This window comes from Reyranella sp., assembly GCF_017305915.1.
Classification (GTDB): domain Bacteria; phylum Pseudomonadota; class Alphaproteobacteria; order Reyranellales; family Reyranellaceae; genus Reyranella.
Window position 1 is genome coordinate 122,682 of the sequence record NZ_JAFKJN010000013.1, and the last position, 20,872, is coordinate 143,553.

The following is a 20,872-nucleotide window of genomic DNA, read 5'->3' on the forward strand; positions in this document are numbered from 1 at the left end:
GGCCTCGAACGGCAGGTCGGATGCGCGGGCTGAGGCGGAGCATGCAGGGGCTCTATAGCGGGCAGGGAAGGCGAGCAAGGCAATGCGGCTGATCCTGGCCGGGCTCCTGCTGGGCGGCGCGCTGGCGTTGATGGTGGTGCTGGTCGCCTGGCTCGCCGACCGCCGGCTCGAGCGTTTCGCCGCGCCCTTCCTCGCCGACGATCCCCGGGCGCTGCCGAAGGTCGACGTGGCGCTGGTGCTGGGCGCCGCGCCGATCGGGCCGGAGGGCGGGCCCAACCGCTACTTCGAGTATCGCCTCGATGCCGCGGCTGCGCTGTGGCGCGCCGGCAAGGCCAAGTACCTGCTGGTGAGCGGCGACAACCGCCGTCCCGACTACGACGAGCCGACCGCGATGCGTGCCGGGTTGATCAAGCGCGGTGTGCCGGAGGCCGCGATCTATCGCGACTTCGCCGGCGTCCGCACCCGAGATTCGGTGCTGCGCGCCCGCGCGGTGTTCGGCCAGCAGCGGCTGATCGTCGTCAGCCAGGGCTTCCATGCCAGCCGCGCCGTCTTCCTGGCACGGCGCGAGGGCATCGAGACCTGGGGGCTCGCCGCCCGCGACGTGACGCGCGCCTACAGCATCTTCACCGAGCTGCGCCGTTATCCGTCGGCGGTGCGCGCCCATCTCGACGTCTGGTTCGAGACGCCGCCGCGCCACACCGGCCCCACCATCGCCGTCGGGGTCGACCCGCCCAACTGATGAAGCTGCTGCATTTCCTGGGGATCGGCGCGGCGGCTGTCGCGCTCGCGATCGCGTCACTCCTGACGCTTGGGGCGATGGCGTGGACCGCGCTCGACGCGTGGGGCCGCGCCTATGAGCTGGACGCGCCGCAGGCCTGGCCGCGGGTCGACGCCGTCCTGGTGCTCGGCACCTCGCCCTACGGCAAGCGTGGGCAAGACCAGTGGACCTTGTCCTACCGCATGGATACCACCGCCGGCCTCTGGCACAGCGGCGCGGCCGACCGCTTCATCGTGAGCGGCAACCGCATCGACGACGACTACGACGAGCCGGCCGCCATGCGCGACGAGCTGGTGGCGCGCGGCGTGCCGGCCAAGGCGATCACGCTCGATCCGCTTGGTCGGCGCACCTGGGATTCGATCCGCCGCGCCCGCGACGTCTACGGCAAGCGTCGGCTGCTGATCGTCTCGCAGCGCGTCCACCTGGCCCGCGCCATCTTCCTGGCGCGGCATTTCGGGATCGAGGCCTGGGGCGTCGCGGCGCGCGGCACCGACCGCGACGGCTGGTACGAGGCCACGATGCGCAACCTCGCGAGCCTGCTCGCCTACTACGACGTCACGGTGAGGCTCGAGCGGTGATCGCCTTGGAGCCTATGCCGCCTTGGGCTTGAACACCCCGGCCTGATCGCGCAGTTCCGGCACCGGCGAGACCACGGGCTTGCCGGTGAAATGGTTGTCGAGATTCTGCGTCACCAGTTGGGTCATGCGCCGCTGCGCATGCTCGGTGCCGCCACCGAAATGCGGCGTCATCACCAGGTTGTCGAGGCCCAGCAGCTCGGTGCCCTCGTAGGGCTCCTCGTCGTAGACGTCGAGCGCCGCGCCCTCGATCACGTTGGTGCGCAGCGCCTCGGCGAGGTCGGCCTCGCTGACCGCCCAGCCGCGCGAGATGTTCAGCACGTGGCCGCGCGGGCCCAGCGCCTTCAGCACGTCCATGTTGATGATGTGGCGGTTGGAGGCGTCGGAGCGCAGGGCGACGATCAGGTAGTCGCACCAGGTCGCGAGCTCCATCGCGTTGGGGAAGTAGCGGAAGTCGACGTCGGTCCGCTTGTTGCGGTTGCAGTAGCCGATCTCGACGTCGAAGCCCTTGATGCGCTTGGCGAACTCCAGGCCGATCGCGCCCAGGCCCAGGATGCCGACCTTGCCGCCGGTCAGGCCGGCGATCGGGCCGAAGCGGTTGGGGATGCGCTTGGTCCATTCGCCGCGCCGGATCATCTTGTCGGCGCGCACGATGCGCCGGGTCGAGGCGAGCAGGATGGCGACCGCCATCTCGGCGACGTCGGGGGCGTTCGCGTCGGCGCCGTGGGTGATCATGATGTTGCGCTTGCGGGCGGCGGCGAGGTCGACCCGCTCGTAACCGGTGCCGTAGCAGCAGAAGAGGGAGAGCCGCGGCAGCGCCTCCATCATTGCCTCGGAGAGGCCGACGCTGCCGGTGCTGACAATCGCCTGCACCTTGTCGGCGACGCCGGGCGGGATGTGCGCCGGCGTGGGCTTGTCCATATGGCCCGCGATCTCGTAGCGCTCGCCGATGGTGGCCAGTGTCGTCTTGGTGAAATGGAAGCCGGTCAGGATCACGGGACGGTCGGTCATGGCTTGGCCCTAACATGCGCCCGTTGCATGCGTAAATCGTCAACGGCCCGCGCGGCGAAAAACCGGCTTGGCAAAGAACAAATCGCTGTGCAAGGTGCCCGCTCCATGAAAATCGCCATTCTGAAAGAACGCCGCCCGCACGAGACCCGCGTGGCCGCGACTCCCGAGACCGTCAAGAAGCTGAAGGCGCTGGGCGCGGAGATCACGATCGAGGCCGGCGCCGGCAGCGCCGCTGCCTACACCGACCAGGCCTATCAGGACGCCGGCGCAAATATCGTGCCGGATGCCGCGGCGGCGGCGGCGGCGGGCGACATCGTGTTCAAGATCCAGCGGCCGATGTCGGCCGAGGAGGGCGTCGACGAGCTCGCCCTGCTGCGCCAGGGTCAGACCTTGATGGCGCCGCTCGGCGCGCTGACCAACGCCGGCCTGGTGCAGGCGCTGGCCGGCAAGGGCGTGACCGCTTTCGCGCTCGAGCTGATCCCGCGCATCACCCGCGCCCAGTCGATGGACATCCTCTCCTCGCAGGCCAACCTCGCGGGCTACAAGGCGGTGCTGTTGGCGGCGAACAGTTTCGGCCGCATCTTCCCGCAGATGATGACGCCCGGCGGCACGCTCGCCCCGACGCGCGCCTTCATCATGGGCGTCGGCGTCGCGGGCCTGCAGGCGATCGCCACGGCGCGGCGCCTGGGTGCGATCGTGACGGCTACCGACGTGCGGCCGGCGACCAAGGAGCAGGTGCAATCGCTGGGCGGCAAGTTCGTCGCGGTCGAGGACGAGGAGTTCAAGGCGGCGGAGACCGCGGGCGGCTACGCCAAGCAGATGTCCGCCGAGTACCAGGCCAAGCAGGCGGCGCTGGTCGCCGAACATATCAAGCTGCAGGACATCGTGGTCACCACAGCGCTGATCCCCGGCCGCAAGGCGCCGGTCCTGGTGAGCGAGGACATGGTCAAGACCATGAAGCCCGGCTCGGTGATCGTCGACATGGCGGTCGAGCAGGGCGGCAACTGCCCGCTCTCGGAGTTCGGCAAGGTCGTCGAGAAATACGGCGTGAAGATCGTCGGTCCGGCCAACCTGCCCGGCGAGGTGCCGACCGATTCCTCGGCGCTGTTCTCGCGCAACCTGCTGAACTTCATCACGCCGATGATCGACAAGGAAACCAAAAGCCTGAAGATCGACACAAACGACGAGGTGGTGAAGGGCACGCTGGTTACCCAGGACGGCCGGATCGTGCACCCCTCGCTCGCCCAAGCCTCCTAGGAGCCCCGATGGACGACAGACTCGCCGGCGAAGCCGCCAAGCTCGCCTCCCAGGCGCAGGAACTCGCCGCCAACCTCCGGGCGGTGGCGCAGCAGATCACCGATCTCTCGGCGCAGGGCACGCTCACCATTCCCGACGGCCACATGCCGTTCGTGGCGCTGCTGACCATCTTCGCGCTGGCCTGCTTCGTCGGCTACTACGTGGTCTGGCGGGTCACCCCGGCGCTGCATTCGCCGCTGATGGCGGTGACCAACGCGGTGTCGTCGGTGATCATCGTCGGCGCGCTGTTGGCGGCGGGTCTGAAGAGCCTCGGGCCGGCGCAGCTGTTCGGCGCGATCGCCGTGGCGCTGGCCGCCGTGAACATCTTCGGCGGCTTCATCGTCACGCATCGCATGCTGTCGATGTTCAAGAAGAAGACTCCGGTAAAGAAGTAGACGACCGATGACCCAGGAACTGGCCGCCTACGGCTATCTGATCGCCGCCATCTGCTTCATCATGGCGCTGCGCGGGCTGTCGTCGCCCGAGACGTCGCGCGGCGGCAACCTCTACGGCATCGTCGGCATGGTGGTCGCCATCGGCGTCACCGTGGCGACCCCGGGCGTCGTTTCGCCGTGGCTGATCATCGGCGGCCTGCTGGTCGGCGGCACGATCGGCACGGTGGTGGCGATGCGGATCCACATGACGGCGCTGCCCCAGCTGGTCGCCGCCTTCCATTCGCTGGTCGGCCTGGCGGCGGTGTTCGTCGCGGCCTCGGCGTTCGTCTCGCCGGAGGCCTTCGGCATCGGCTCGCCCGGCCATGTCAAGACCCAGAGCCTGGTCGAGATGGGGTTGGGCACGATCATCGGCGCCATTACCTTCACCGGCTCGATCGTCGCCTTCGCCAAGCTGCAGGGCCTGGTCACGGGCGCGCCGCTGATCTTCCGCGGCCAGCATCCGCTCAACGCGCTGATCGGCGTGGCGCTGCTGCTGCTGCTGGTGTGGTTCGCCATGCGCGGCCATCCGATCACCTTTATGCTGCTGATCGCGCTGTCGCTGGCGGTCGGCTTCCTGCTGATCCTGCCGATCGGCGGCGCCGACATGCCGGTCGTCGTCTCGATGCTGAACTCCTATTCGGGCTGGGCGGCGGCGGGCATCGGCTTCACCCTGGGCAACACCGCGCTGATCGTCACCGGCGCGCTGGTCGGCAGCTCGGGCGCGATCCTGAGCTACATCATGTGCAAGGGCATGAACCGCTCGATCTTCAACGTGATCCTGGGCGGCTTCGGCACCGACAGCTCGGCGGCAGGGGCGGCGGCCCACAAGTCCGACAAGCCGGTCAAGGCGGGGTCCGCGGAGGACGCCGCCTTCCTGATGAAGAATTCCCAGAGCGTGGTCATCGTGCCGGGCTACGGCATGGCGGTGGCGCAGGCCCAGCACGCGCTGCGCGAGATGGCCGACATCCTGAAGAAGGACGGCGTGCAGGTGCGCTACGCCATCCACCCGGTGGCCGGCCGCATGCCGGGCCACATGAACGTGCTGCTGGCCGAGGCCAACGTGCCCTACGACGAGGTTTTCGAGCTCGACGACATCAACCGCGACTTCGCCTCGACCGACGTCGCCTTCGTGATCGGCGCCAACGACGTCACCAACCCGGCGGCCAAGACCGATCCGCAGAGCCCGATCTACGGCATGCCGATCCTCGACGTCGAGCGGGCGCAGACCGTGCTGTTCGTCAAGCGCGGCATGTCGTCGGGCTATGCCGGCGTCGACAACGAGCTGTTCTTCCGCGACAACACCATGATGCTGTTCGCCGATGCCAAGGTGATGTGCGAGAACATCGTAAAGGCCTTGGAGGGCTCGGCTCACTGAGGAGCGCCGTTCGCGGCGAGCCTCGCAAATGCGGAGGAACGCCATGAAGACCGTTCAATCGATGCTCGCCGAGGCGCAGGCCGCGGTGCCCATGATCAGCCCGCAGGAGGCCAAGGCGCTGGTCGGCAAGGCCGACGTGCTGTTTCTCGACGTCCGCGAGCCGCCGGAGGTCGCGTCCTCGGGCAAGGTGCCGGGTGCGGTCGCGGTGCCGCGCGGGCTGGTCGAGTTCCGCGCCGACCCGGCCTCGCCGATGCACGACAAGGCGTTCGACCGCTCCAAGATGGTGGTCTGTTACTGCGCCTCGGGCGGCCGCTCGGCGCTGGTCGGCAAGACGCTGAAGGACATGGGCTACGACAACGTCCGCAACCTCGGCGGCTTCCAGGGCTGGGTGCAGGCCGGAGGCTCGGTCGAGAAGGCCTGACGCCGTTGCCCCGCCGCGCCGTCCTGTTCGACGTCGGCGGGCCGATCGACATGGAGTTCGCCCGCGAGATCGCGCTGGACGGCGCGATCGCCTCGGCCTGCGGCCTGGAGGGCATCCGCATCGACCAGGCGGCGATCGAGGAGGCCTCGGAGAAGGCCGTCGTGGCGTTCGCGCCCGATGCACACGTCCACATGATCGAGACGCTGTGCGGCGACCCGCGCACGGTCGAGCGCGTGCGCCAGCGCGTGCAGGCGATGACCGGCAACCTCGACGTCTTCCAGCTCCGCCCGGACATCGACGGCCTGCTGCGGAAACTGCGCAAAGCCGGCCTGACGCTCGCCGTCGCAGAGGCCGAGCGCGAGCGGATCGAACGGGCCGGACTCGGCGATCTCTTCGTTTACGGCGACCCGGGCGTGCCGCCGGCCGACTGCATCGTGGTGGCGGACCGTCTCGATCGGGACATCGCGCCGGCCAAGGCGCTCGGCATGGCGACGATCCGCTTCAGGACAGGCCGCTATCGCAAGCAGAAGCCGCGCTCGCCGGCCGAGACGCCGGATGCCGAGGTCACGGACGTGGCCGGGCTGGAAGCGGCGATCCTCGAGCTGTGCCCAGCATCCATCGGATCAGATCCCGCGTCGTCGTGAAATCGTCGACGCCGTCACCGTCGCGCCAGACGAGGGCGCGGTCGATCAAGCCGCGCCATGGCTCGGCGACGCGCGGGCGGGCCCAGCGTGCGGCGGCGGGCTTGGACGCCACGTCGCCGGTCTCGAGCGTGTAGAGCATGCGGCACATGGTGAGGACGGCATAGGCCTGGTAGCCGCGGCGCTTGAGCCGCACGGGATCGTCGAGCTGCGACTGCCACCAGCCGTGCAGCACATCGAGCGTTTCCGCCTTCAGGTCTTGCGGATCGACCGGCGCGATGAAGCTCCTCGGCTCGGGACCCACCAGGGCAATGCCATGCTCGCGCAGCATGAAGCGCTGCAGCGCGCGCTCGATGCCCTTGTGTGATCCAGCCCGTACCAGCCGCCCATGCCGATGGTGGGGAACATCGTGCCCGCGGGATTGAAGTCCTCGAACACGCGCAGGGGCAGGAACGAGCCTTCGAGCTTGGCCGCCCAAGGCGAACCGGAGGCCTGGATCCGCCGGTTCAGCGCGCCGAGCTCGGTCTGCCGTGCCATGGGATCGCTCCGGGTCACGACGACGAAGTCGATATCGCTGGTTTCTTCGTCGAAGCCGCCGCTGGTCAGCGAGCCGAACAGGTACATGCCGAAGAGGTCATCGCCGAGGAGGGCGCGGCTTTCGGACAGCAGCGCCGCCAGGACTTGGTCGATCTCGGGGTAGGCCGTCCAGCTCAAGGGTGATGGTGGCTGGCGCCGAAGCGGTGGATGTGCAGCGGCGCCTTGGCGAGGCCGGGGCAGAAGGCGCCGACCACCTTCTCCAGCCGGTGGTAGAGCTTGCGGGCGTCGCCCATCGGCTTGGCGCGGCGCATCTGCGAGGCGGCCGCCTGGTCGGCGAGCTGGGCGAGATCGACGGTAAGCAGCTTGCGGTCCTCGACGACCAGGCGGCCGCCGACCATCACCGAATGCACGGCGCTGCCGTCCTCGGTGTGCACGATCTGGTTCACCGGGTCGTTCATCGGGATCCAGTTGATGTGATGCAGGTCGAGGAAGACGATGTCGGCCTTGTAGCCCGGCGCGATCTTGCCGATCTGCGTGGCGAGGCCGAGCGCACGGGCGCCGCCTTCGGTCGCGGCCCGCAGCGCTTCCTCGGTGGTGACCCAGCGGTCGTGGTCCGGCCCCTGCACCTTGGAGGCGAAGGAGGCGAGCCGCATCGCCTCGTAGACGTTCTGGTTGTCCGAGCAGTTGGCGCCGTCGGTGCCGATGCCGACATTGATCTTGGCGTTCATCATGCCGCGCACGTCGGCGAGCCCGTTGCCCAGCCGCATGTTGGAGCCGGGGTTGTGCGCCACCGAGGCGCCGCGGTCGCCCAGCCGCTTCATGTCGTCGTTGTCGAGCCACACGCCGTGCGCCACCGTGAAGCGGTCGGTCACCAGGCCGAGCTCGTCCATGTGGGCGGTGAGCGTGCTGCCATAGCGCTTGAAGCCCGCGATCACCTGCACCTTGGATTCGGCGACGTGTGTATGCAGGCCGACATCGTATTCCCTGGCGAGGTCGCGGCAGGAGAGCAGGAAGGCGTCGCTGCAATGGTGCGGGATGGTCGGCGCCAGCGCGAGATGCACCGTCTCGAACGGCCACTTCTGCAGCGCCTTCTTCATCTGCTTGGCCGTGGCCTTCCACGGCGCCAGCCTGAAGCTCTCGACCTCTTTCTGCAGGCCCGGCGACAGGCGCTCCATCAATCCCGGGATCGCCTCGAAGAAGGTGAGGTCGGCCACCATCGGCGCCAGCACGCAGCGCATGCCGGCCTCCTCGTAGCCGCGCGCCATCGCCGACAGGCCCTCGACCGACGGCAGCGGGAACTCGGCGGCGAGATCGTAGGCTGCGGTGCAGCCTTTCAGCAGCATCTCGGCCGCGCCGATCTTGGCCGAGAGATGTTTGTCATCCAGCGTACGGCCGATGCCGACCCACTGGCTCGCCGTCAGCAACAGCTCGAGCGACCAGCGATCGTAGAGTCCCTTGCCGAGGTTCCCCGGCCCGTGCGTGTGCGCGTTGATCAGGCCGGGATGCATCAGCCGGTTTCGCGCATCGATCACCGCTGCGCCTTCCGGTGCGGCCATGTTGGGCCGTCCGATCTGCGCGATCGTGTCTCCCTTGATCAGGATGTCGGCCGGCACCGCCTGGCGACGATCGATGTCGAGGAGCTTGCCGCCGCGAATGACGGTGTGAGCGGGAGGCTTCGTCGAAGGTTTCTGGGCCATGCGGCCACAGTCTCGCAAACATGGTGCCACGAAGGCGACTCGAATCGCCCCAGTGCCATGGCGAGCAGCCTGTCACAGCAACATCCTCGCCGTTCGAGCTTGGCCATCAGCCCGACCACGTTGTCGGGGATGATGTTGAGCCGGCGATGGCGGCGGGATCAGCGTGGGCGCGCAGGCCGTGCCCGACCGGCACGAGGTTGCCGACCGCAGAACTAGCCGAACTGGACCATACCGGGCGGGAAAGTGCCCTCAGCCATGCCGCCGCTGCAAGCGATCCGGCTTGAGGGGCTGCGGATAACCCCTGTAGCATGATCGTCAGAACCAGGAGATGGAACGGCCATGCAGCACGAGCTGATTTCGGGCGACAACCACATCGACCTGACCTACTGCCCCGCCGACCTGTGGTCGGCGCAGGCGCCCGACAAATGGAAACAGAACGCACCGCGTGTCGAGGAGCGCAACGACGGCCAGCACTGGTTCGTCGACGACAAGGACCGCGGCATGTGGAACGGCGTCGGCCCGGGCTTCCTGCCCTACACCAAGGGCGCGTTCGGCCACATCGACGAGATGAAGGACGCCGGCTTCGACTGGGATTCCTATCCCGGCGCCAAGCCGCGGCCGACGACACCCGAACTGCGGATCGCCGATCTCGACCGCGACGGGCTTGCCAAGGAGATCATCTACGGCTGCCTGATGGTCAACGACATGGTCGACGACGTCGCGCTCCGGAACTGGGTGAACGAGCGCTACAACGACTGGGCCGCCGACTTCGCCCGCCGCGCCGATCCCAACCGCGTGTTTCCGCTGGCCATCATCCCCAACACCGATCCCGTCGTCGCTGCCGCCGAAGTGCGGCGCTGCGCCAGGATGGGGCTGAAGGGCGGCGACCTCGCCTTCAAGCGCATGAGCCTGCCGCTCTACCACCACGGCTGGTATCCGCTGTGGGAGGCGGCGGCGGAGTGCAAGTTCCCGATCTCCTTCCATTCGACCGGCTTCAAGAACGTGCGCGCGCCCGATACGCCGGAGATGGAGAAGCAGTACGCCGTCCAGCACCGCCTGGTGCGCTCGGCGCTGTTCCAGCTCGACACCATGGAGGTGCTGGTCTCGCTGCTCGCCTCGGGCGCCTGCGAGAAGTATCCCGACTTCAACTTCGTGCTGGGCGAATCGGGCGTGACCTGGCTGCCCTACGTGTTCGACCGGCTCGACACCGAGTATCACGACCGCGCCCGCCAGCTCGGCTTCAGGATGAAGCCCAGCGACTACTTCCGCCGCCAGGGCTACGTCACTTACCAGCAGGACAAGTTCCTCGAGCCGATCGTGCCGCTGATCGGCGAGGACAACATCATCTGGGGCGCCGACTATCCGCACCCCGATTGCCTGTGGCCCAACAGCCGCGACACGCTGGCCCAGAACCTCTCGGGCTTCTCGCCGGCGGTGCAGAAGAAGATCGTGCACGACAACGTCGCGCGGTTGTACGGGCTGAACTGAGTGGGCCGCGGCCTTCCCGCGCTTGCCTCGCTGCTGGCCGTGCTGCTGATCGGCACGACCGGCTGCAAGGGCATCCCCGACGACGGCCGCTACCAGGGCTATGGCGGCCCCAACCGCGGCGGCGCGGAGACCGGCCTGCCGGTCACGCCATACGACCCCAACGTGCGGTAGGCACCGAATCCGGCGGAGGGCCGGACGCCTCCGATGCCGATTCCATAAGGATTTTGTCGAGAATCCGGGAATCCGGGCACCACCCCCCAGGCCGGACGCCCGCGGACGCTCCGGACGCCCGGACAAGAGACTGCAATTGGATTTTCCTTATCGCAGCCGTCACTCCTCGTAGGACGCGGTGGTGACGCCGCTCATCTGATCGAAGCGCAGCCGGATCTTCTTCAGCTCGCAGACATTGAGGTACTGCCATACCGGCTCCGACGCGTTGACGTCGAACGTGACCTTCAGGTCGAGATTGCAGGCGAAGAAGGCTCCCTTGACCGTGACCTCGCGGGCCTCGCCGGGCTTGATCGAGGGCGGCGCCAGCACGTTGGGCCCCCAGGCGGCCAGGTTGGCCTGCGACAGCACCAGGGCGCGGATCGGGAAGTCGGTGCCGTTGACCAGCCGGAAGCGGACTTCGTCGGCCGCCGCGGCATCGCCGGCGGTCGACAGGGCGAGGAGGGCGGCAAGCCGCGGAAGGGTCGTTCTCACGCGCGGTATCTTAAGCGACGCGCCGGATGCGCGGCTATCGGCTCCTGGCCTTCTTCGATTTGGAGGTGTTCAGCGCCACGGCGGCCTCGATGAGCACCTTGAAAGCTTTTTCGTCGATCTTGTCGTCCTCATGGATGTCGATCGCGCGCCGGATGTTGCCCTCGAGGCTCGCGTTGAACAGCTTCGCGGGATCGTCGAGCGCGGCGCCCTGGGCGAAGGTGAGCTTCACCGCCGCCTTGTAGGTCTCGCCGGTGCAGAGGATGCCGTCATGCTCCCACACCGGCACGCCGCGCCATTTCCACGTCTCGACCACTCCGGGATCGACCTGCTTGATGAGGGCGCGGACGTGGGCGAGCGTCCGGCCGCGCCAGTCGCCCAGCTCCTTGATCCGCCCGTCGATCAGCGTCGAGGCGGACCCGCTGCTTGAGGGCGTCGCGGTCGTCTTCTTCATGCTCAGCCCTCTCGCTCCAGTACCGTCTCGAGCTTGGCGAAGAATTGCGGCCAGCCATGCCGGGCGCCCTGATAGGCCTGCCGCTGATCCGGCCGGAAGCCCAACTGCTCCATACGCAGGTGCGTGCCCGTGCCCGTCGGGGTGAGGGTCCAGGTGACGACGCTCTCCAGGCCATGGGCCGTCCAGGTGTAGGACAGCGTCCGGTGCGGCTCGACGGTCAGCACCTTGCAGTCGACCGCGCCCCAGTCGGCGGTGAAGTTGAAGCGATGGTCGACGGCCGGCTTGAAGTCGCTCTTCATCAGCCACGCCTCGATCAGGTGCGGCTGCGTCAGCGCGCGCCAGATCTTCTCCGGCGGATGGGGGATGTCGCGCTCGACGACGACGGAGAGGGCCTCGGTCGCGGCTTCGGTCATTGGTCCATCCTTTTCAGCAGGTCTTCGAGGTGGTCGAACTTGCTCTGCCAGAAGCCGGTCATCCGGCTGGTCCAGTCGATCAATGGCGCCAGCGCGCCGAGCTGCGCGCTGTAGTGCGTCAGCCGGCCGTCGGGACGGTCGCGCACCAGCCCGGCCCGCTTCAGCACGCCGAGATGCTTGGAGACCGCCGGCTGCGAGATGCCGGCCCGCGCCGTCAGCGCCCCGACCGTCTGCTCGCCCTCGCGGCATAAACGCTCGAACAGCGCCCGCCGCGTCGGATCGGCGAGCGTCCGGAAGAGCACGTCGTGCGTGTTCGGCATCTGATCGATAACCCGTCAGCTATGGGTTTCTCATAACCAGCGGGATATGAATGAGTCAAGCGCGTGCGATGGCTTCTTCGGCGGCTTCATTGGCTTCGGTGACCACGTCGAAGGCCGACGATTTCTCCCGCACACCCGCCGGCGTGAGGTTTCGAAACCTCGGCATGATCTCGGCGTGCGCCACCGACGCCAGCAGGCGGCCGACGTGCTGAATGTCTGCGAACGGCTTCACCGGGAATCCCTGTGGATAAACCGCCTCTACGGACTGGGCCGCGCGCCACACAAATATCATCGCGGATGCCGCCGGTAGGCCGCCTGTTGATTTCGAAATCGGTGACGGACTATGGCAAAGCAATACACTGGTCGTCTCGACGAGCACACGTAACGCGCATAGGCCAAGCACAATGGCGATCACCGTCACGGCGATGCGCTCCAACAAGCCGGGGAACATGGATATCGAGCAGCTTCGCGGATGGGCGACGGTCCTGGACAGAGCCGTGATCGTGAGCCTCGTCGCCACCGTCTTGTCCGTCACGGCGCTCGCGACCACGACCTGGTTGTCGTTCAAGGCCGGCGGGGCCGTGCGCGCCCACGAGCAGGCCGCCTTCGATCGATACAAGGCCGAGATGGGAAAGCACGCCGTCGAGCTCGAGCAGAAAGTCTCCACTGAGCGCGAGCGGACGACGGAGCTGGAACGGAAGGTCACGACGGCGCAAGGGCGGACGACCGAGCTCGAACAGGCCGCCGCCGACGCCGACGCACGGGCGGCGCAAGCCACTCGCGAGAGTGCGACCTCCCGCGAGCAGGCGCGGTCGGCGGAGATCGATGCGGAGGAAGTCCGCAAGCGGGTGGCCGAGCTCGCAAAGCTGGTCAAGGAGGCGGGCGCACGCGCGCCGGAGCCGGCCCAGGCTCCTGCGGCGGAGACGGCTCAGCCCAGGGAGGAGGCCGCACCCGCAAGTGCCGCCGCAAGCCCGGAGGCGCGACCCTCGCCGACATCGCCGATCGTCGAGAGCCTCAGGAAATACGCCGGTACCAAGGCCGCAGTGTACGTCGTCGATGAAGTCCAGGACGCGGCACCGGTCGGCGCGACGATCGCCGGCTATCTCGGCGACGCCGGCTGGGCACAGGCGACATGGACGTGGTCGGGTGTCGGAGGCATTTTCGGCGTGGTCGTGCTGATCAAGGACGGCAGCGACCCGGCAACCAACGAGGCTGCGGCCGCAGTCGTGGAGGCCTTGCGCGCCGCCGGGTTCAATGCGGCGAAGGGAGATTGGCCGGCCGGGGCCAGCTGGGGCCGCTTCCGCGGCATGCTCAACGGCCCCCAGACGCCTGGCCCGACCGAAGCGCCCATCCGGATCGTCATCGGGGCCAAGACGCGCTGACCTCTTCGCCCAAAACAAAACCCCCGGGGATGCCGGGGGTCGTCGTCTCGTTCCGAAGCTTGGGCGAAGGGCCTAGTAGCCCTCGCGCTCCATGCGCTTGCGCATCAGCTTGCGGGTGCGCCGGATGGCTTCGGCGCGCTCGCGGGCGCGGCGCTCGGAGGGCTTCTCGTAATTACGGCGGAGCTTCATCTCGCGGAAGATCCCTTCGCGCTGCATCTTCTTCTTCAGGACGCGCAGCGCCTGATCGACATTGTTTTCGCGGACGAGAACCTGCACTTCGATCGCTTCCTTCCAAGCCCAAGCGCCCCGGACGAAATCCTCCGGGGCCGGAATTCGAGGCGGGGGTGGTATCACAGGGGCCGCCCCTTGGGAAGCCCCGCCCGACGGCATATATGTGTCGCATGGATGCCCCCCGGACGATCGATTCGGACCCCGATTCCGCCCTACGCGACCGTTTGGCCGAGGCTATGGCCAGCGAAGCCGCCTTCACCGGCTGGAGCGGCCAGGCGCTGCGGACCGCCGCCCGACAGATCGGCGCCGGCCCCGACGCCGAGCGCCTGTTCCCGGGCGGCCCGGTCGACGTCCTGGCCTACCTCTCCGGGCGCGCCGACCAGCGCACCGTCGCCGCCCTGGAGCAGGCCGGGGTGGAGGGACTCAAGATCCGCGAGCGCATCAAGACCGCCGTCCGGACCCGGATCGAGCACACGGTCGGCGGCAAGGAATCGGTCCGCCGCGGCCTCGCCCTGCTGGCCTTGCCGTTCAACGGCCCGCTGGCGCTGAAGCTGCTCTACCGCACCGTCGACGCCATCTGGTACGCCGCCGGCGACACCAGCACCGATTTCAACTTCTACACCAAGCGCGCCACCCTGGCGGGGGTGTTCAGCTCGACGCTGCTCTACTGGCTGAACGACCGCTCGGAGGGCAACGAGGCGACCTGGAGCTTCCTCGACCGCCGCATCGACAATGTGATGTCGTTCGAGAAATGGAAGGGCCGGCTGCGCAACGCCGCCGGGCCCCGCATGGCGCGCCGTTAGCTGGCGAAGTTCAGCAGCGCGTTCACCTTCGTCTGGATGGCTGGATTGCTCGGCATGGAGATGTGGTCCGCGCCGGGCACTTCATAGGTGGTGACCGAACTGTTCCCGGTGAACATGGCGCTGACCTTGGGCACCACGAGATCGCCGCCGTTGTCGGTCTCCACAGGCTGCAACGGCCCGCCCATGGCGCCCGGCGTGTAGCTGTAGCCGGTGGTGGTATAGATCTGGCCCGCCAGCGACGGGTCGTAGGCGGTATTGCCCGTGCCGACGATGCCGTAGAGGCAGTTGTAGGCGATGTTCGCCGGCGTGCCCGTGTAGTTCAGGACGTTGAACAGATTGCCGGCGCAGGTCAGGTTCGTCTGGAGCATGCCGGCGTCCTTCAGCAGCCCCACCAGCCCGGCGGGCAGGTTGTTGGCGAAGATCGAATAGTCGGTGCCGTCCGACGAGATGAACGGGGTAAAGCCGGGCGGCAGCAGCTGATAGGTGCTGATGCCCATCGGGTTGCTGTTCACGACCATGTCGACCATCTTGATGACGTTGTCGACCGCCGGCTGCTCGAGGACGTCGAGGACGTCGTGCAACAGCGCGATGAAGGCATTGCCGCTGCCCTGGCCACTGAGATTGATATCGAGCGTGTGTGAAATCGGCCCCAGGGCGAGCGGGGCGCCGAGATGCGGCGTTCCCAGGGTGATCAGCTGGTCGATCTTCGGCATGATGGTCGTGTCGTTCACACCGACATGCTCGAGGTAGGTCCGCGAGACGAGCCCGCCCATGCTGTGGCCGATCAGGGTGATCTTGTCGACGGCCGGACTGCTGCTGACGAGGCTGTACAGGAAGTTCTGCAGCATCAGCGCCGTGACCGTCAGATTGTCCTGGCGCCAGTCGTAGCCCCAGCCGATCACCGCGTTGGCGGTCAGGGGCCACTGGAGCCACGGTTGTTGCTGCTGCGGCGGGCTGATCGGCGGCGTGTTGGTCGGCCAGGTCGTGTACATCGGAACATAGGTCGCTTTGGCGTTCTGGGCGGCCGTGACGATCGAGTCGATCAGCGAAGGGTAGCCTTTGGGCAGGCCCGTCTTCTTGTCCTTCTTGCCATATCCGCCGGGCCGGCCGGCATAGAGCGCCTTCTCCAGGGCATCGGCCCCCGTCGAAGGGAGAACCGCGCCCTCGCGAACGGCCCAATATTCCCACACCGGCGTCTGAGAGGTTTCGTCAGCCTGGTTCGCGACCAGACTCGTCCCCGTCGTCCCGGGCAGGACGATGATTGCATGCGCCATTTTTTCAAGCTCCCCAAGCTTCGACACCCGCACACCTACGGGTGCCCACACACCACGATTGATGGCGGCGGAACGCTACAACTTTGCGTAGAAGGGAGAGAAGCGAAAATTTTTTCGGGCGCAAACCCGAAGCTGTGCGGCTCAGCCGAGCGTCAGGAAAGTGACATGTCCCATCTTGCGGCCGGGCCGCGCCTTGGCCTTGCCGTAGAGATGCAGTCGCGCCGTCGGATCCGACAGGTAGCGCAGCCAGTCGTTGGCCTCGTCGCCGATCAGGTTCTCCATGCGGGACGGCGCCAGCACATCGACTGCGCCCAGCGGCAGGCCGCAGACCGCCCGCACGAGCTGCTCGAACTGGCTGGTGGTGCAGGCGTCGATCGTCCAGTGCCCTGAATTGTGCGGCCGCGGCGCCATCTCGTTGGCGAGCACGCGGCCGTCCTTCGTGACGAACATCTCCAGCGCGACGAGGCCCACCAGCTCCAGGCTGTTGGCGAGCCGCACGCCCAGCCGCTCCGCCTCGGTCACGACCGCAGCCGGCAGGCCCGACGGCACCGTCGTGGTCCGCAGGATGCCGTCGCGATGGTCGTTCAGCCCGATCGGGAAGCAGCGCGTCCGGCCGTCCAGCCCGCGTGCCACGATGGCCGAGACCTCGGCCTGGAAATCGACCAGCGCCTCGAGGATGCATTCGCGCCGGCCGAGCTTCTCCCAGGATTCCGCCAGCTGCTCCTTGTTGGCGACGCGCGCCTGGCCCTTGCCGTCATAGCCGTCGGTGCAGGTCTTGAGGATGCCGGGGAGCGCGGTCGCGCCCGCGACGTCGGCCAGGGTGTGGATCGCCTGGTATGCCGCGGTGCCGAGGCCGGCCTGGCGGAAGAACGCCTTCTCGCGCAGCCGGTGCTGGGCGAAGTGGATCGGCCGCACACCCGGCCGTACCGGCTTGTGCTTCTCGCAGGCCACGACCGTGGCCTCGGGCACGTTCTCGAATTCGTAGGTGATGACGTCGACCTGGGCCGCGAAGCGGGCTAACGCGGCGGTGTCGTCGTACTCGCCCTGCATGTGCGGGGCGACCTGGCCGGCGATGGCGTCGGCTTCAGGCGAGTAGCTCAGCGCCTTGTAGCCCAGCCGGGCCGCAGCCAGGGCCGTCATGCGGCCCAACTGCCCTGCGCCCAGGATGCCGATGGTCGCTCCCGGCGGGATGATCCGGTCCCTCATGTCGCGTCGACGGGCCTAGCGATGGGCCGGCGCGTCATCGGACGGCGCCTCGGCGACGGCCGCGGTCTGCCGGGCCCGCCATCGGGCCAGCGCCGCCGCAATCTTGGCGTCGCCAAGACCGACGATCGAGGCCGCCAGAAGCGCGGCATTGATGGCTCCCGAGCGACCGATCGCCAGGGTCCCGACGGGGATTCCGGCCGGCATCTGGACGATGGAAAGAAGGCTGTCCTGCCCCTTCAGGGCGGCGCTTTCGACCGGCACGCCCAGCACCGGCAGGGTCGTGAAGGCCGCCGTCATGCCCGGCAGGTGGGCCGCCCCGCCGGCACCGGCGATGATCACCTTCAGCCCGCGTTTTTGCGCGCCTTCGGCATAGGCCGCCATGCGTTTGGGGGTCCGATGGGCGGAAACGATCCTGGCCTCGAACGGCACGCCCAGCGCCTGCAGGGTGTCGGCGGCATGTTTCATGGTCGCCCAGTCCGACTGGCTGCCCATGATCACGCCGACCATGGGGGAGGTCTTCTTCGCTTTGGCCATTCGTCTCTCAGGCGATGATGTCGGGGATGAGGTGGCTTTCCAGCTTTGTAATCTGGTCCTTGAGCCCAAGCTTGCGCTTTTTCAGCCGCTGAAGCTGCAACTGGTCGAACGGGGCGCGCTCGATCAGCCGGTCGATCACCTCGTCGAGGTCGCGGTGCTCGATCCGCAAGGCTTCCAGCTTGGCCTTGACCGCCTCGACGTCCAGCGGGTCGGTGTCGTTGCTCATCGGCTGTGCGCCGTGTACCCCTTCGGCCCGCCGAAGCCAACAAGCATGTCTGACTTCCTGCCCCATCCGTTCTGGAACTTCTCGCTCGAGTTCTATGCCGGCGAGGGGGTGGCCGAGGCTTGTCTCGACCTGCAGGAGCGCCGCGGCTGCGATGTCAACGTGCTGCTGTTCTGCTGCTGGCTCGGCGCCTCCGGCCGGCCGACGTTGACCGCCGAGCGGCTGCACGCCATCCTCAAGGTGACCGACGTCTGGCAGGCCGAGATCGTCCGCCCCTTGCGCCAGGTCCGGCGCCTCCTGAAGGATAAGCCGTGGCTCGGGACCCTGCCCGAGACGGTCGATTCGGCCCGCCGCCGCGTTGCCGATGCCGAGCTCGCAGCCGAACATGCCGAGCAGCTCAAGCTCGCCAGCCTCCATGCGCCGCCGGCCGACCGCGACCGGCCAGCCGAGAAGCGGCTGCGCTCGGCGGTCGGCAATCTCGGCGTCTATGCGGTGTGCCTGGGCGTGGTGCCCGATGCCAGGGACCGCGCCGCCGTCGCGGCGCTGATGGCCGCCTGCTTCCCGACGGTGCCTCGCGAGGAGATCGAGAAGACGGTGGGCCTGTCATCCTGAGCCTCCTGTCATCCTGAGCCCCCTGTCATCCTGAGCGAAGCGATGGATCTAGCGCTTCAACAGGGTCTTCGGTCGATCCCTTAGGTCCTTCGCTTCGTTCAGGATGACAAAAGGGGGCTCAGCTCCAGCGCTTGACCGTGCCGGTATCGAGATCGAAGAGATCGAGGACACGTCCGACGGTGTGATCGATGACGTCGTCCAACGTCTTGGGCCGATTGTAGAACGCCGGCACCGGTGGGGCGATGATCGCGCCCATCTCGGCGAGCGTCGTCATGTTGCGCAGGTGAATCGCATGCAGGGGCGTCTCACGGGCAACTAAAACCAGCCGGCGACGTTCCTTCAGCACGACGTCGGCGGCTCGCGTCAGCAGGTTGCTGGTGATGCCGTGAGCGATCTCGCCAAGGCTGCGCATGGAGCAGGGGGCCACGATCATCCCGATCGTCCGGTAACTTCCACTCGAAATCGCCGCCGCGAGATCGTCAATTCGGAATGCCACATCAGCGAGCCGCCGCACGTCGTCCACTTTCAGATCGGTCTCGTGCGCCAGCGCCACCTCGGCGGTGCGCGTCATCACGAGGTGCGTCTCCACCGGCAGCCCTTTGAGCACCTGCAGCAAACGCACGCCGTAAATCACGCCCGAAGCGCCGGAAATCCCGACGATCAATCGCGGTCGGTCAGCCATCCTGACCCTGATCCTATAGAGTTATGCACAGCGGCGGGAGAGAGGTTGATTCGGGCGGGCCGAGGAGTCACATAATTTGCATTGCCAACCAGCCGTGGAGGTTCTCGATGAGCACCGTCGACCACATCGAAGCGCTGAAGGCCAAGCATGCTTCGCTCGAGCATGCGATCGACGAAGAAAATGCCCGGCCGTATCCCGATGACGACGCGATCTGCTCCCTCAAGAAGCGAAAACTCCAGATCAAGGACGAGATCACGCGGCTGAGTGCCGACCCTAGGCCGCATTAGCCGCCACCTTAGCATTGCAATCAGCCAGGCGCGCGCCGCGGCCGTTGGCCGGCCGTGAGCAGCGCGCCTTTTGCTTTTAGTTGATGCGGTGCAGGTTGACGATCCAGGACACCGGGCCGTAGGCGCCCTGCGAGCGTCCGTAGCAGTCGGCCACATTGTCGGCGCCGCGGCGGCAGACCAGCTGGTCGGCGTACCAGTGCGAGCCGTCGTTGCAGGTCGTGTCCTGGTCGCGCAGCGCCAGATTGGGGCCGTTGAAGGCCGCCCGCGCCCGCGTGCGGCACGCGGTGCGGCCGCGCCGCCATTCCAGGCTGCCGTTGCCGTTGGCGTCGAAGCAGTAGGACGACACGCCCATCTGGCCCTGGTTCACCTCGTGCTTGAACGGATCGGTGCGCCAGCAGCCCGCCATGAAGGCGAAGTCGTTGGTCGGCGCCGGGGGCATGCGCATCCGTCCATCCGACGGGCGCTGCGGCTGCGGAGGCGGGGCGGGCTTGGGCTGCGGCGGCGGCACGGCGTGTGCGGTCTGCGGCGGCTTGGGTGGTTCCTTCGGCGTTTCCTTGGGCGGCTCCTTCGGCGGTTCCTTTGCCGCCTCCGCCGGCCGGCAGTCGGCGAAGCGCTTCCTCAGCTCGCCCTGGATCGCCGCCAGCTCGAGCTGCAGCGCCTTGGTGCGCGCCTGCTCGGTCGACAGCGAGGCCTTCATCGCCGGCAGCGGGTCGGCGGCCGGTGTCGGGGCGACCGACGCGTCGGGGCCTTCGCGCGTGGCGAGCGCGGTGTCGGGATCGGCCGGCAACAGCTCGCGCAGCAGCCACATGCCGCCCAGCAGCAGGAGCAGCAGCGGCAGCGCCAGCAACAGCGTGCGGAACCACGGAATGGTGCCCGGTACCGCACGGACCGGCAGCGCACGGACCGGCAGCGCCGGCCGCGGCGGAGCCATATCGAGCACCGAGCGGCGGCCGGTCACCTCCGGCACGCGCGGCAGGGCCGGGCCCATCAGGCTGGCTGCGGCCTCCTTCTCGTAGCCCCAGCACACCACCACCGGCCGGTCGCCGACCAGGAAGACGAAGGATTCAGCCGGCTTCCTCGCCGCGAGCTGCAGCGAGCGGCCGACCAGCCCGCTCTCCTCGCGCTGGCCGGCGGCGCTGAGCGTCGCGCCGAACCGGGCGATGTCGGCCAGTCCCGCATCGACTTGCGCCAGGATCTCGCTGCGCCGCTCCGGCGGGAGATCGGCGACCTTCTGCACCGCCCCGGTCCAACCGGCGTACCAGTCGATCGCCTTGCCATCCTCGTGCAGTTGCGGCTCGGCCAGCAGGTCGGCGGTGGCGTCGCCGAGACGGCGGCGGACCGCGCTGCGCAACGGGCTGGCGGCGTTGTGCAGCGGCTCGCCGCGCACACCGAGGGGGCGCACGCCGGTCCGGGTCGTGACGATCAGCGTGCTTTCGCCGGCCATGGTCTTGGTCCGGAATTAACCGGCCGATTGTGGCGGCGCGATGATCGACGCGGCA

General features: G+C 68.0%; 29 protein-coding genes. 13 read left to right on the forward strand and 16 right to left on the reverse strand.

All coding sequences use genetic code 11. From position 1 onward, the window contains the following. Nucleotides 1–82: 82 nt before the first annotated feature. Together J0J01_RS11955 and J0J01_RS11960 are read left to right on the forward strand one after the other, a co-directional pair. Nucleotides 83–739 carry an ElyC/SanA/YdcF family protein gene (locus J0J01_RS11955; protein ID WP_296380798.1) on the forward strand — a complete coding sequence of 219 codons (657 nt, stop codon included), beginning with the start codon at nucleotides 83–85 and terminating at the stop codon, nucleotides 737–739. Further along, nucleotides 739–1,356: an ElyC/SanA/YdcF family protein gene (locus J0J01_RS11960; protein WP_296380800.1), complete on the forward strand. Its 618-nt coding sequence runs from the start codon at nucleotides 739–741 to the stop codon at nucleotides 1,354–1,356. Before J0J01_RS11955 ends, J0J01_RS11960 begins: the two co-directional genes overlap by 1 nt. A 12-nt stretch (nucleotides 1,357–1,368) precedes the next feature. On the opposite strand, the gene J0J01_RS11965 is transcribed toward J0J01_RS11960, so the two are convergent. Continuing rightward, nucleotides 1,369–2,364, reverse strand: coding sequence for a 2-hydroxyacid dehydrogenase (locus J0J01_RS11965; RefSeq protein ID WP_296380803.1), 996 nt, complete (start codon nucleotides 2,362–2,364; stop codon nucleotides 1,369–1,371). 105 nt (nucleotides 2,365–2,469) lie between these two features. Between J0J01_RS11965 and J0J01_RS11970 the strand changes: the two genes are divergently transcribed. The 5 genes from J0J01_RS11970 to J0J01_RS11990 are packed head-to-tail and all read left to right on the forward strand — an operon-like array spanning nucleotide 2,470 to nucleotide 6,534. Next, nucleotides 2,470–3,621: a Re/Si-specific NAD(P)(+) transhydrogenase subunit alpha gene (locus J0J01_RS11970; RefSeq protein WP_296380806.1), complete on the forward strand. Its 1,152-nt coding sequence runs from the start codon at nucleotides 2,470–2,472 to the stop codon at nucleotides 3,619–3,621. 8 nt (nucleotides 3,622–3,629) lie between these two features. After that, a complete protein-coding gene (locus tag J0J01_RS11975; RefSeq protein WP_296380808.1) occupies nucleotides 3,630–4,055 on the forward strand; it encodes an NAD(P) transhydrogenase subunit alpha in 426 nt (141 codons plus the stop codon). Between the two features lie 7 nt (nucleotides 4,056–4,062). Further along, nucleotides 4,063–5,469: an NAD(P)(+) transhydrogenase (Re/Si-specific) subunit beta gene (locus J0J01_RS11980; RefSeq protein ID WP_296380810.1), complete on the forward strand. Its 1,407-nt coding sequence runs from the start codon at nucleotides 4,063–4,065 to the stop codon at nucleotides 5,467–5,469. A gap of 43 nt (nucleotides 5,470–5,512) precedes the next feature. Then, nucleotides 5,513–5,890, forward strand: a complete 378-nt coding sequence (locus J0J01_RS11985; protein ID WP_296380812.1) for a rhodanese-like domain-containing protein — start codon at nucleotides 5,513–5,515, stop codon at nucleotides 5,888–5,890. 5 nt (nucleotides 5,891–5,895) lie between these two features. Then, on the forward strand, nucleotides 5,896–6,534 hold the full coding sequence (locus J0J01_RS11990) for an HAD hydrolase-like protein (RefSeq protein WP_296380813.1): 639 nt from the start codon (nucleotides 5,896–5,898) through the stop codon (nucleotides 6,532–6,534). Here J0J01_RS11990 and J0J01_RS11995 read toward each other — a convergent pair. From J0J01_RS11995 to J0J01_RS12005, 3 genes are read right to left on the reverse strand one after another with little or no spacing between them, the layout of a single operon-like run. Beyond that, complete coding sequence (locus J0J01_RS11995) at nucleotides 6,455–6,835, reverse strand: aminoglycoside adenylyltransferase domain-containing protein (RefSeq protein ID WP_296380815.1); 381 nt, start codon at nucleotides 6,833–6,835, stop codon at nucleotides 6,455–6,457. The two genes, J0J01_RS11990 and J0J01_RS11995, sit on opposite strands and share 80 nt — an antisense overlap. Beyond that, a complete protein-coding gene (locus J0J01_RS12000) occupies nucleotides 6,784–7,245 on the reverse strand; it encodes a nucleotidyltransferase domain-containing protein (protein ID WP_296380817.1) in 462 nt (153 codons plus the stop codon). Before J0J01_RS12000 ends, J0J01_RS11995 begins: the two co-directional genes overlap by 52 nt. Then, complete coding sequence (locus J0J01_RS12005; protein WP_296380819.1) at nucleotides 7,242–8,765, reverse strand: amidohydrolase; 1,524 nt, start codon at nucleotides 8,763–8,765, stop codon at nucleotides 7,242–7,244. The genes J0J01_RS12000 and J0J01_RS12005 overlap by 4 nt, the downstream gene beginning before the upstream one ends. 339 nt (nucleotides 8,766–9,104) lie before the next feature. On the opposite strand from J0J01_RS12005, the gene J0J01_RS12010 reads away from it, so the two are divergent. Both J0J01_RS12010 and J0J01_RS12015 read left to right on the forward strand, forming a co-directional pair. Beyond that, entirely contained in the window at nucleotides 9,105–10,253 is a 1,149-nt protein-coding gene (locus J0J01_RS12010; protein ID WP_296380821.1) for an amidohydrolase family protein, read from the forward strand. Next, entirely contained in the window at nucleotides 10,254–10,424 is a 171-nt protein-coding gene (locus J0J01_RS12015) for a hypothetical protein (RefSeq protein WP_296380822.1), read from the forward strand. It abuts the gene before it with no gap. 159 nt (nucleotides 10,425–10,583) lie between these two features. Here the strand turns inward: J0J01_RS12015 and J0J01_RS12020 are convergent, their stop codons facing one another. Genes J0J01_RS12020 through J0J01_RS12040 form a run of 5 tightly spaced genes read right to left on the reverse strand, consistent with a single transcriptional unit; the run spans nucleotide 10,584 to nucleotide 12,560 of the window. Continuing rightward, nucleotides 10,584–10,955, reverse strand: a complete 372-nt coding sequence (locus tag J0J01_RS12020; protein WP_296380824.1) for a hypothetical protein — start codon at nucleotides 10,953–10,955, stop codon at nucleotides 10,584–10,586. Nucleotides 10,956–10,989: 34 nt separating this feature from the next. Beyond that, on the reverse strand, nucleotides 10,990–11,406 hold the full coding sequence (locus tag J0J01_RS12025; RefSeq protein ID WP_296380825.1) for a DUF1801 domain-containing protein: 417 nt from the start codon (nucleotides 11,404–11,406) through the stop codon (nucleotides 10,990–10,992). 2 nt (nucleotides 11,407–11,408) lie between these two features. After that, complete coding sequence (locus tag J0J01_RS12030) at nucleotides 11,409–11,819, reverse strand: SRPBCC domain-containing protein (protein WP_296380827.1); 411 nt, start codon at nucleotides 11,817–11,819, stop codon at nucleotides 11,409–11,411. Next, the gene (locus J0J01_RS12035) at nucleotides 11,816–12,139 is read right to left on the reverse strand and encodes a metalloregulator ArsR/SmtB family transcription factor (protein WP_296380829.1); all 324 of its coding nucleotides are present in this window, start codon (nucleotides 12,137–12,139) and stop codon (nucleotides 11,816–11,818) included. The genes J0J01_RS12030 and J0J01_RS12035 overlap by 4 nt, the downstream gene beginning before the upstream one ends. A gap of 55 nt (nucleotides 12,140–12,194) precedes the next feature. Further along, nucleotides 12,195–12,560: a hypothetical protein gene (locus J0J01_RS12040; protein ID WP_296380831.1), complete on the reverse strand. Its 366-nt coding sequence runs from the start codon at nucleotides 12,558–12,560 to the stop codon at nucleotides 12,195–12,197. On the opposite strand from J0J01_RS12040, the gene J0J01_RS12045 reads away from it, so the two are divergent. Then, nucleotides 12,544–13,521 (forward strand): hypothetical protein, encoded by a 978-nt coding sequence (locus J0J01_RS12045; RefSeq protein WP_296380833.1) that lies wholly within the window; start codon nucleotides 12,544–12,546, stop codon nucleotides 13,519–13,521. The two genes, J0J01_RS12040 and J0J01_RS12045, sit on opposite strands and share 17 nt — an antisense overlap. 72 nt (nucleotides 13,522–13,593) lie before the next feature. On the opposite strand, the gene rpsU is transcribed toward J0J01_RS12045, so the two are convergent. Further along, nucleotides 13,594–13,797, reverse strand: a complete 204-nt coding sequence (rpsU, locus tag J0J01_RS12050) for a 30S ribosomal protein S21 (protein WP_020696578.1) — start codon at nucleotides 13,795–13,797, stop codon at nucleotides 13,594–13,596. 125 nt (nucleotides 13,798–13,922) lie between these two features. Here rpsU and J0J01_RS12055 point away from each other — a divergent pair, with 125 nt between their 5' ends. Then, nucleotides 13,923–14,555 (forward strand): COQ9 family protein, encoded by a 633-nt coding sequence (locus J0J01_RS12055; protein WP_296380836.1) that lies wholly within the window; start codon nucleotides 13,923–13,925, stop codon nucleotides 14,553–14,555. On the opposite strand, the gene J0J01_RS12060 is transcribed toward J0J01_RS12055, so the two are convergent. The 4 genes from J0J01_RS12060 to J0J01_RS12075 all read right to left on the reverse strand — a co-directional run bounded on the left by J0J01_RS12060 (nucleotide 14,552) and on the right by J0J01_RS12075 (nucleotide 17,795). Then, entirely contained in the window at nucleotides 14,552–15,829 is a 1,278-nt protein-coding gene (locus J0J01_RS12060) for an alpha/beta hydrolase (protein ID WP_296380838.1), read from the reverse strand. The genes J0J01_RS12055 and J0J01_RS12060 overlap by 4 nt on opposite strands. 141 nt (nucleotides 15,830–15,970) lie before the next feature. After that, on the reverse strand, nucleotides 15,971–17,035 hold the full coding sequence (locus tag J0J01_RS12065) for a 5-(carboxyamino)imidazole ribonucleotide synthase (protein WP_296380840.1): 1,065 nt from the start codon (nucleotides 17,033–17,035) through the stop codon (nucleotides 15,971–15,973). A gap of 15 nt (nucleotides 17,036–17,050) precedes the next feature. Beyond that, nucleotides 17,051–17,569 carry a 5-(carboxyamino)imidazole ribonucleotide mutase gene (purE, locus tag J0J01_RS12070; RefSeq protein WP_296380841.1) on the reverse strand — a complete coding sequence of 173 codons (519 nt, stop codon included), beginning with the start codon at nucleotides 17,567–17,569 and terminating at the stop codon, nucleotides 17,051–17,053. Nucleotides 17,570–17,576: 7 nt separating this feature from the next. Beyond that, complete coding sequence (locus tag J0J01_RS12075) at nucleotides 17,577–17,795, reverse strand: DUF465 domain-containing protein (protein ID WP_296380844.1); 219 nt, start codon at nucleotides 17,793–17,795, stop codon at nucleotides 17,577–17,579. 45 nt (nucleotides 17,796–17,840) lie between these two features. Between J0J01_RS12075 and J0J01_RS12080 the strand changes: the two genes are divergently transcribed. Continuing rightward, nucleotides 17,841–18,404 (forward strand): TIGR02444 family protein, encoded by a 564-nt coding sequence (locus J0J01_RS12080; RefSeq protein WP_296380845.1) that lies wholly within the window; start codon nucleotides 17,841–17,843, stop codon nucleotides 18,402–18,404. Nucleotides 18,405–18,522: 118 nt separating this feature from the next. Here the strand turns inward: J0J01_RS12080 and J0J01_RS12085 are convergent, their stop codons facing one another. Then, nucleotides 18,523–19,086, reverse strand: a complete 564-nt coding sequence (locus tag J0J01_RS12085) for a UbiX family flavin prenyltransferase (RefSeq protein ID WP_296380846.1) — start codon at nucleotides 19,084–19,086, stop codon at nucleotides 18,523–18,525. Nucleotides 19,087–19,193: 107 nt separating this feature from the next. On the opposite strand from J0J01_RS12085, the gene J0J01_RS12090 reads away from it, so the two are divergent. Continuing rightward, complete coding sequence (locus J0J01_RS12090) at nucleotides 19,194–19,373, forward strand: YdcH family protein (protein WP_296380847.1); 180 nt, start codon at nucleotides 19,194–19,196, stop codon at nucleotides 19,371–19,373. Nucleotides 19,374–19,449: 76 nt separating this feature from the next. Here the strand turns inward: J0J01_RS12090 and J0J01_RS12095 are convergent, their stop codons facing one another. Continuing rightward, nucleotides 19,450–20,817 carry an SrfA family protein gene (locus tag J0J01_RS12095; protein WP_296380848.1) on the reverse strand — a complete coding sequence of 456 codons (1,368 nt, stop codon included), beginning with the start codon at nucleotides 20,815–20,817 and terminating at the stop codon, nucleotides 19,450–19,452. Between the last annotated feature and the right edge of the window lie 55 nt (nucleotides 20,818–20,872).

What these genes read in the sequence shown, in the direction of transcription:
- J0J01_RS11955 (WP_296380798.1), top strand. Translation starts at nt 83, where the DNA reads ATGCGGCTGATCCTGGCCGGGCTCCTGCTGGGCGGCGCGCTGGCGTTG.
- J0J01_RS11960 (WP_296380800.1), top strand. Translation starts at nt 739, where the DNA reads ATGAAGCTGCTGCATTTCCTGGGGATCGGCGCGGCGGCTGTCGCGCTC.
- J0J01_RS11965 (WP_296380803.1), bottom strand. Translation starts at nt 2,364, where the DNA reads ATGACCGACCGTCCCGTGATCCTGACCGGCTTCCATTTCACCAAGACG.
- J0J01_RS11970 (WP_296380806.1), top strand. Translation starts at nt 2,470, where the DNA reads ATGAAAATCGCCATTCTGAAAGAACGCCGCCCGCACGAGACCCGCGTG.
- J0J01_RS11975 (WP_296380808.1), top strand. Translation starts at nt 3,630, where the DNA reads ATGGACGACAGACTCGCCGGCGAAGCCGCCAAGCTCGCCTCCCAGGCG.
- J0J01_RS11980 (WP_296380810.1), top strand. Translation starts at nt 4,063, where the DNA reads ATGACCCAGGAACTGGCCGCCTACGGCTATCTGATCGCCGCCATCTGC.
- J0J01_RS11985 (WP_296380812.1), top strand. Translation starts at nt 5,513, where the DNA reads ATGAAGACCGTTCAATCGATGCTCGCCGAGGCGCAGGCCGCGGTGCCC.
- J0J01_RS12005 (WP_296380819.1), bottom strand. Translation starts at nt 8,765, where the DNA reads ATGGCCCAGAAACCTTCGACGAAGCCTCCCGCTCACACCGTCATTCGC.
- J0J01_RS12010 (WP_296380821.1), top strand. Translation starts at nt 9,105, where the DNA reads ATGCAGCACGAGCTGATTTCGGGCGACAACCACATCGACCTGACCTAC.
- J0J01_RS12025 (WP_296380825.1), bottom strand. Translation starts at nt 11,406, where the DNA reads ATGAAGAAGACGACCGCGACGCCCTCAAGCAGCGGGTCCGCCTCGACG.
- J0J01_RS12030 (WP_296380827.1), bottom strand. Translation starts at nt 11,819, where the DNA reads ATGACCGAAGCCGCGACCGAGGCCCTCTCCGTCGTCGTCGAGCGCGAC.
- J0J01_RS12035 (WP_296380829.1), bottom strand. Translation starts at nt 12,139, where the DNA reads ATGCCGAACACGCACGACGTGCTCTTCCGGACGCTCGCCGATCCGACG.
- J0J01_RS12045 (WP_296380833.1), top strand. Translation starts at nt 12,544, where the DNA reads ATGGCGATCACCGTCACGGCGATGCGCTCCAACAAGCCGGGGAACATG.
- J0J01_RS12055 (WP_296380836.1), top strand. Translation starts at nt 13,923, where the DNA reads ATGGATGCCCCCCGGACGATCGATTCGGACCCCGATTCCGCCCTACGC.
- J0J01_RS12060 (WP_296380838.1), bottom strand. Translation starts at nt 15,829, where the DNA reads ATGGCGCATGCAATCATCGTCCTGCCCGGGACGACGGGGACGAGTCTG.
- J0J01_RS12065 (WP_296380840.1), bottom strand. Translation starts at nt 17,035, where the DNA reads ATGAGGGACCGGATCATCCCGCCGGGAGCGACCATCGGCATCCTGGGC.
- purE (WP_296380841.1), bottom strand. Translation starts at nt 17,569, where the DNA reads ATGGCCAAAGCGAAGAAGACCTCCCCCATGGTCGGCGTGATCATGGGC.
- J0J01_RS12075 (WP_296380844.1), bottom strand. Translation starts at nt 17,795, where the DNA reads ATGAGCAACGACACCGACCCGCTGGACGTCGAGGCGGTCAAGGCCAAG.
- J0J01_RS12080 (WP_296380845.1), top strand. Translation starts at nt 17,841, where the DNA reads ATGTCTGACTTCCTGCCCCATCCGTTCTGGAACTTCTCGCTCGAGTTC.
- J0J01_RS12085 (WP_296380846.1), bottom strand. Translation starts at nt 19,086, where the DNA reads ATGGCTGACCGACCGCGATTGATCGTCGGGATTTCCGGCGCTTCGGGC.
- J0J01_RS12090 (WP_296380847.1), top strand. Translation starts at nt 19,194, where the DNA reads ATGAGCACCGTCGACCACATCGAAGCGCTGAAGGCCAAGCATGCTTCG.
- J0J01_RS12095 (WP_296380848.1), bottom strand. Translation starts at nt 20,817, where the DNA reads ATGGCCGGCGAAAGCACGCTGATCGTCACGACCCGGACCGGCGTGCGC.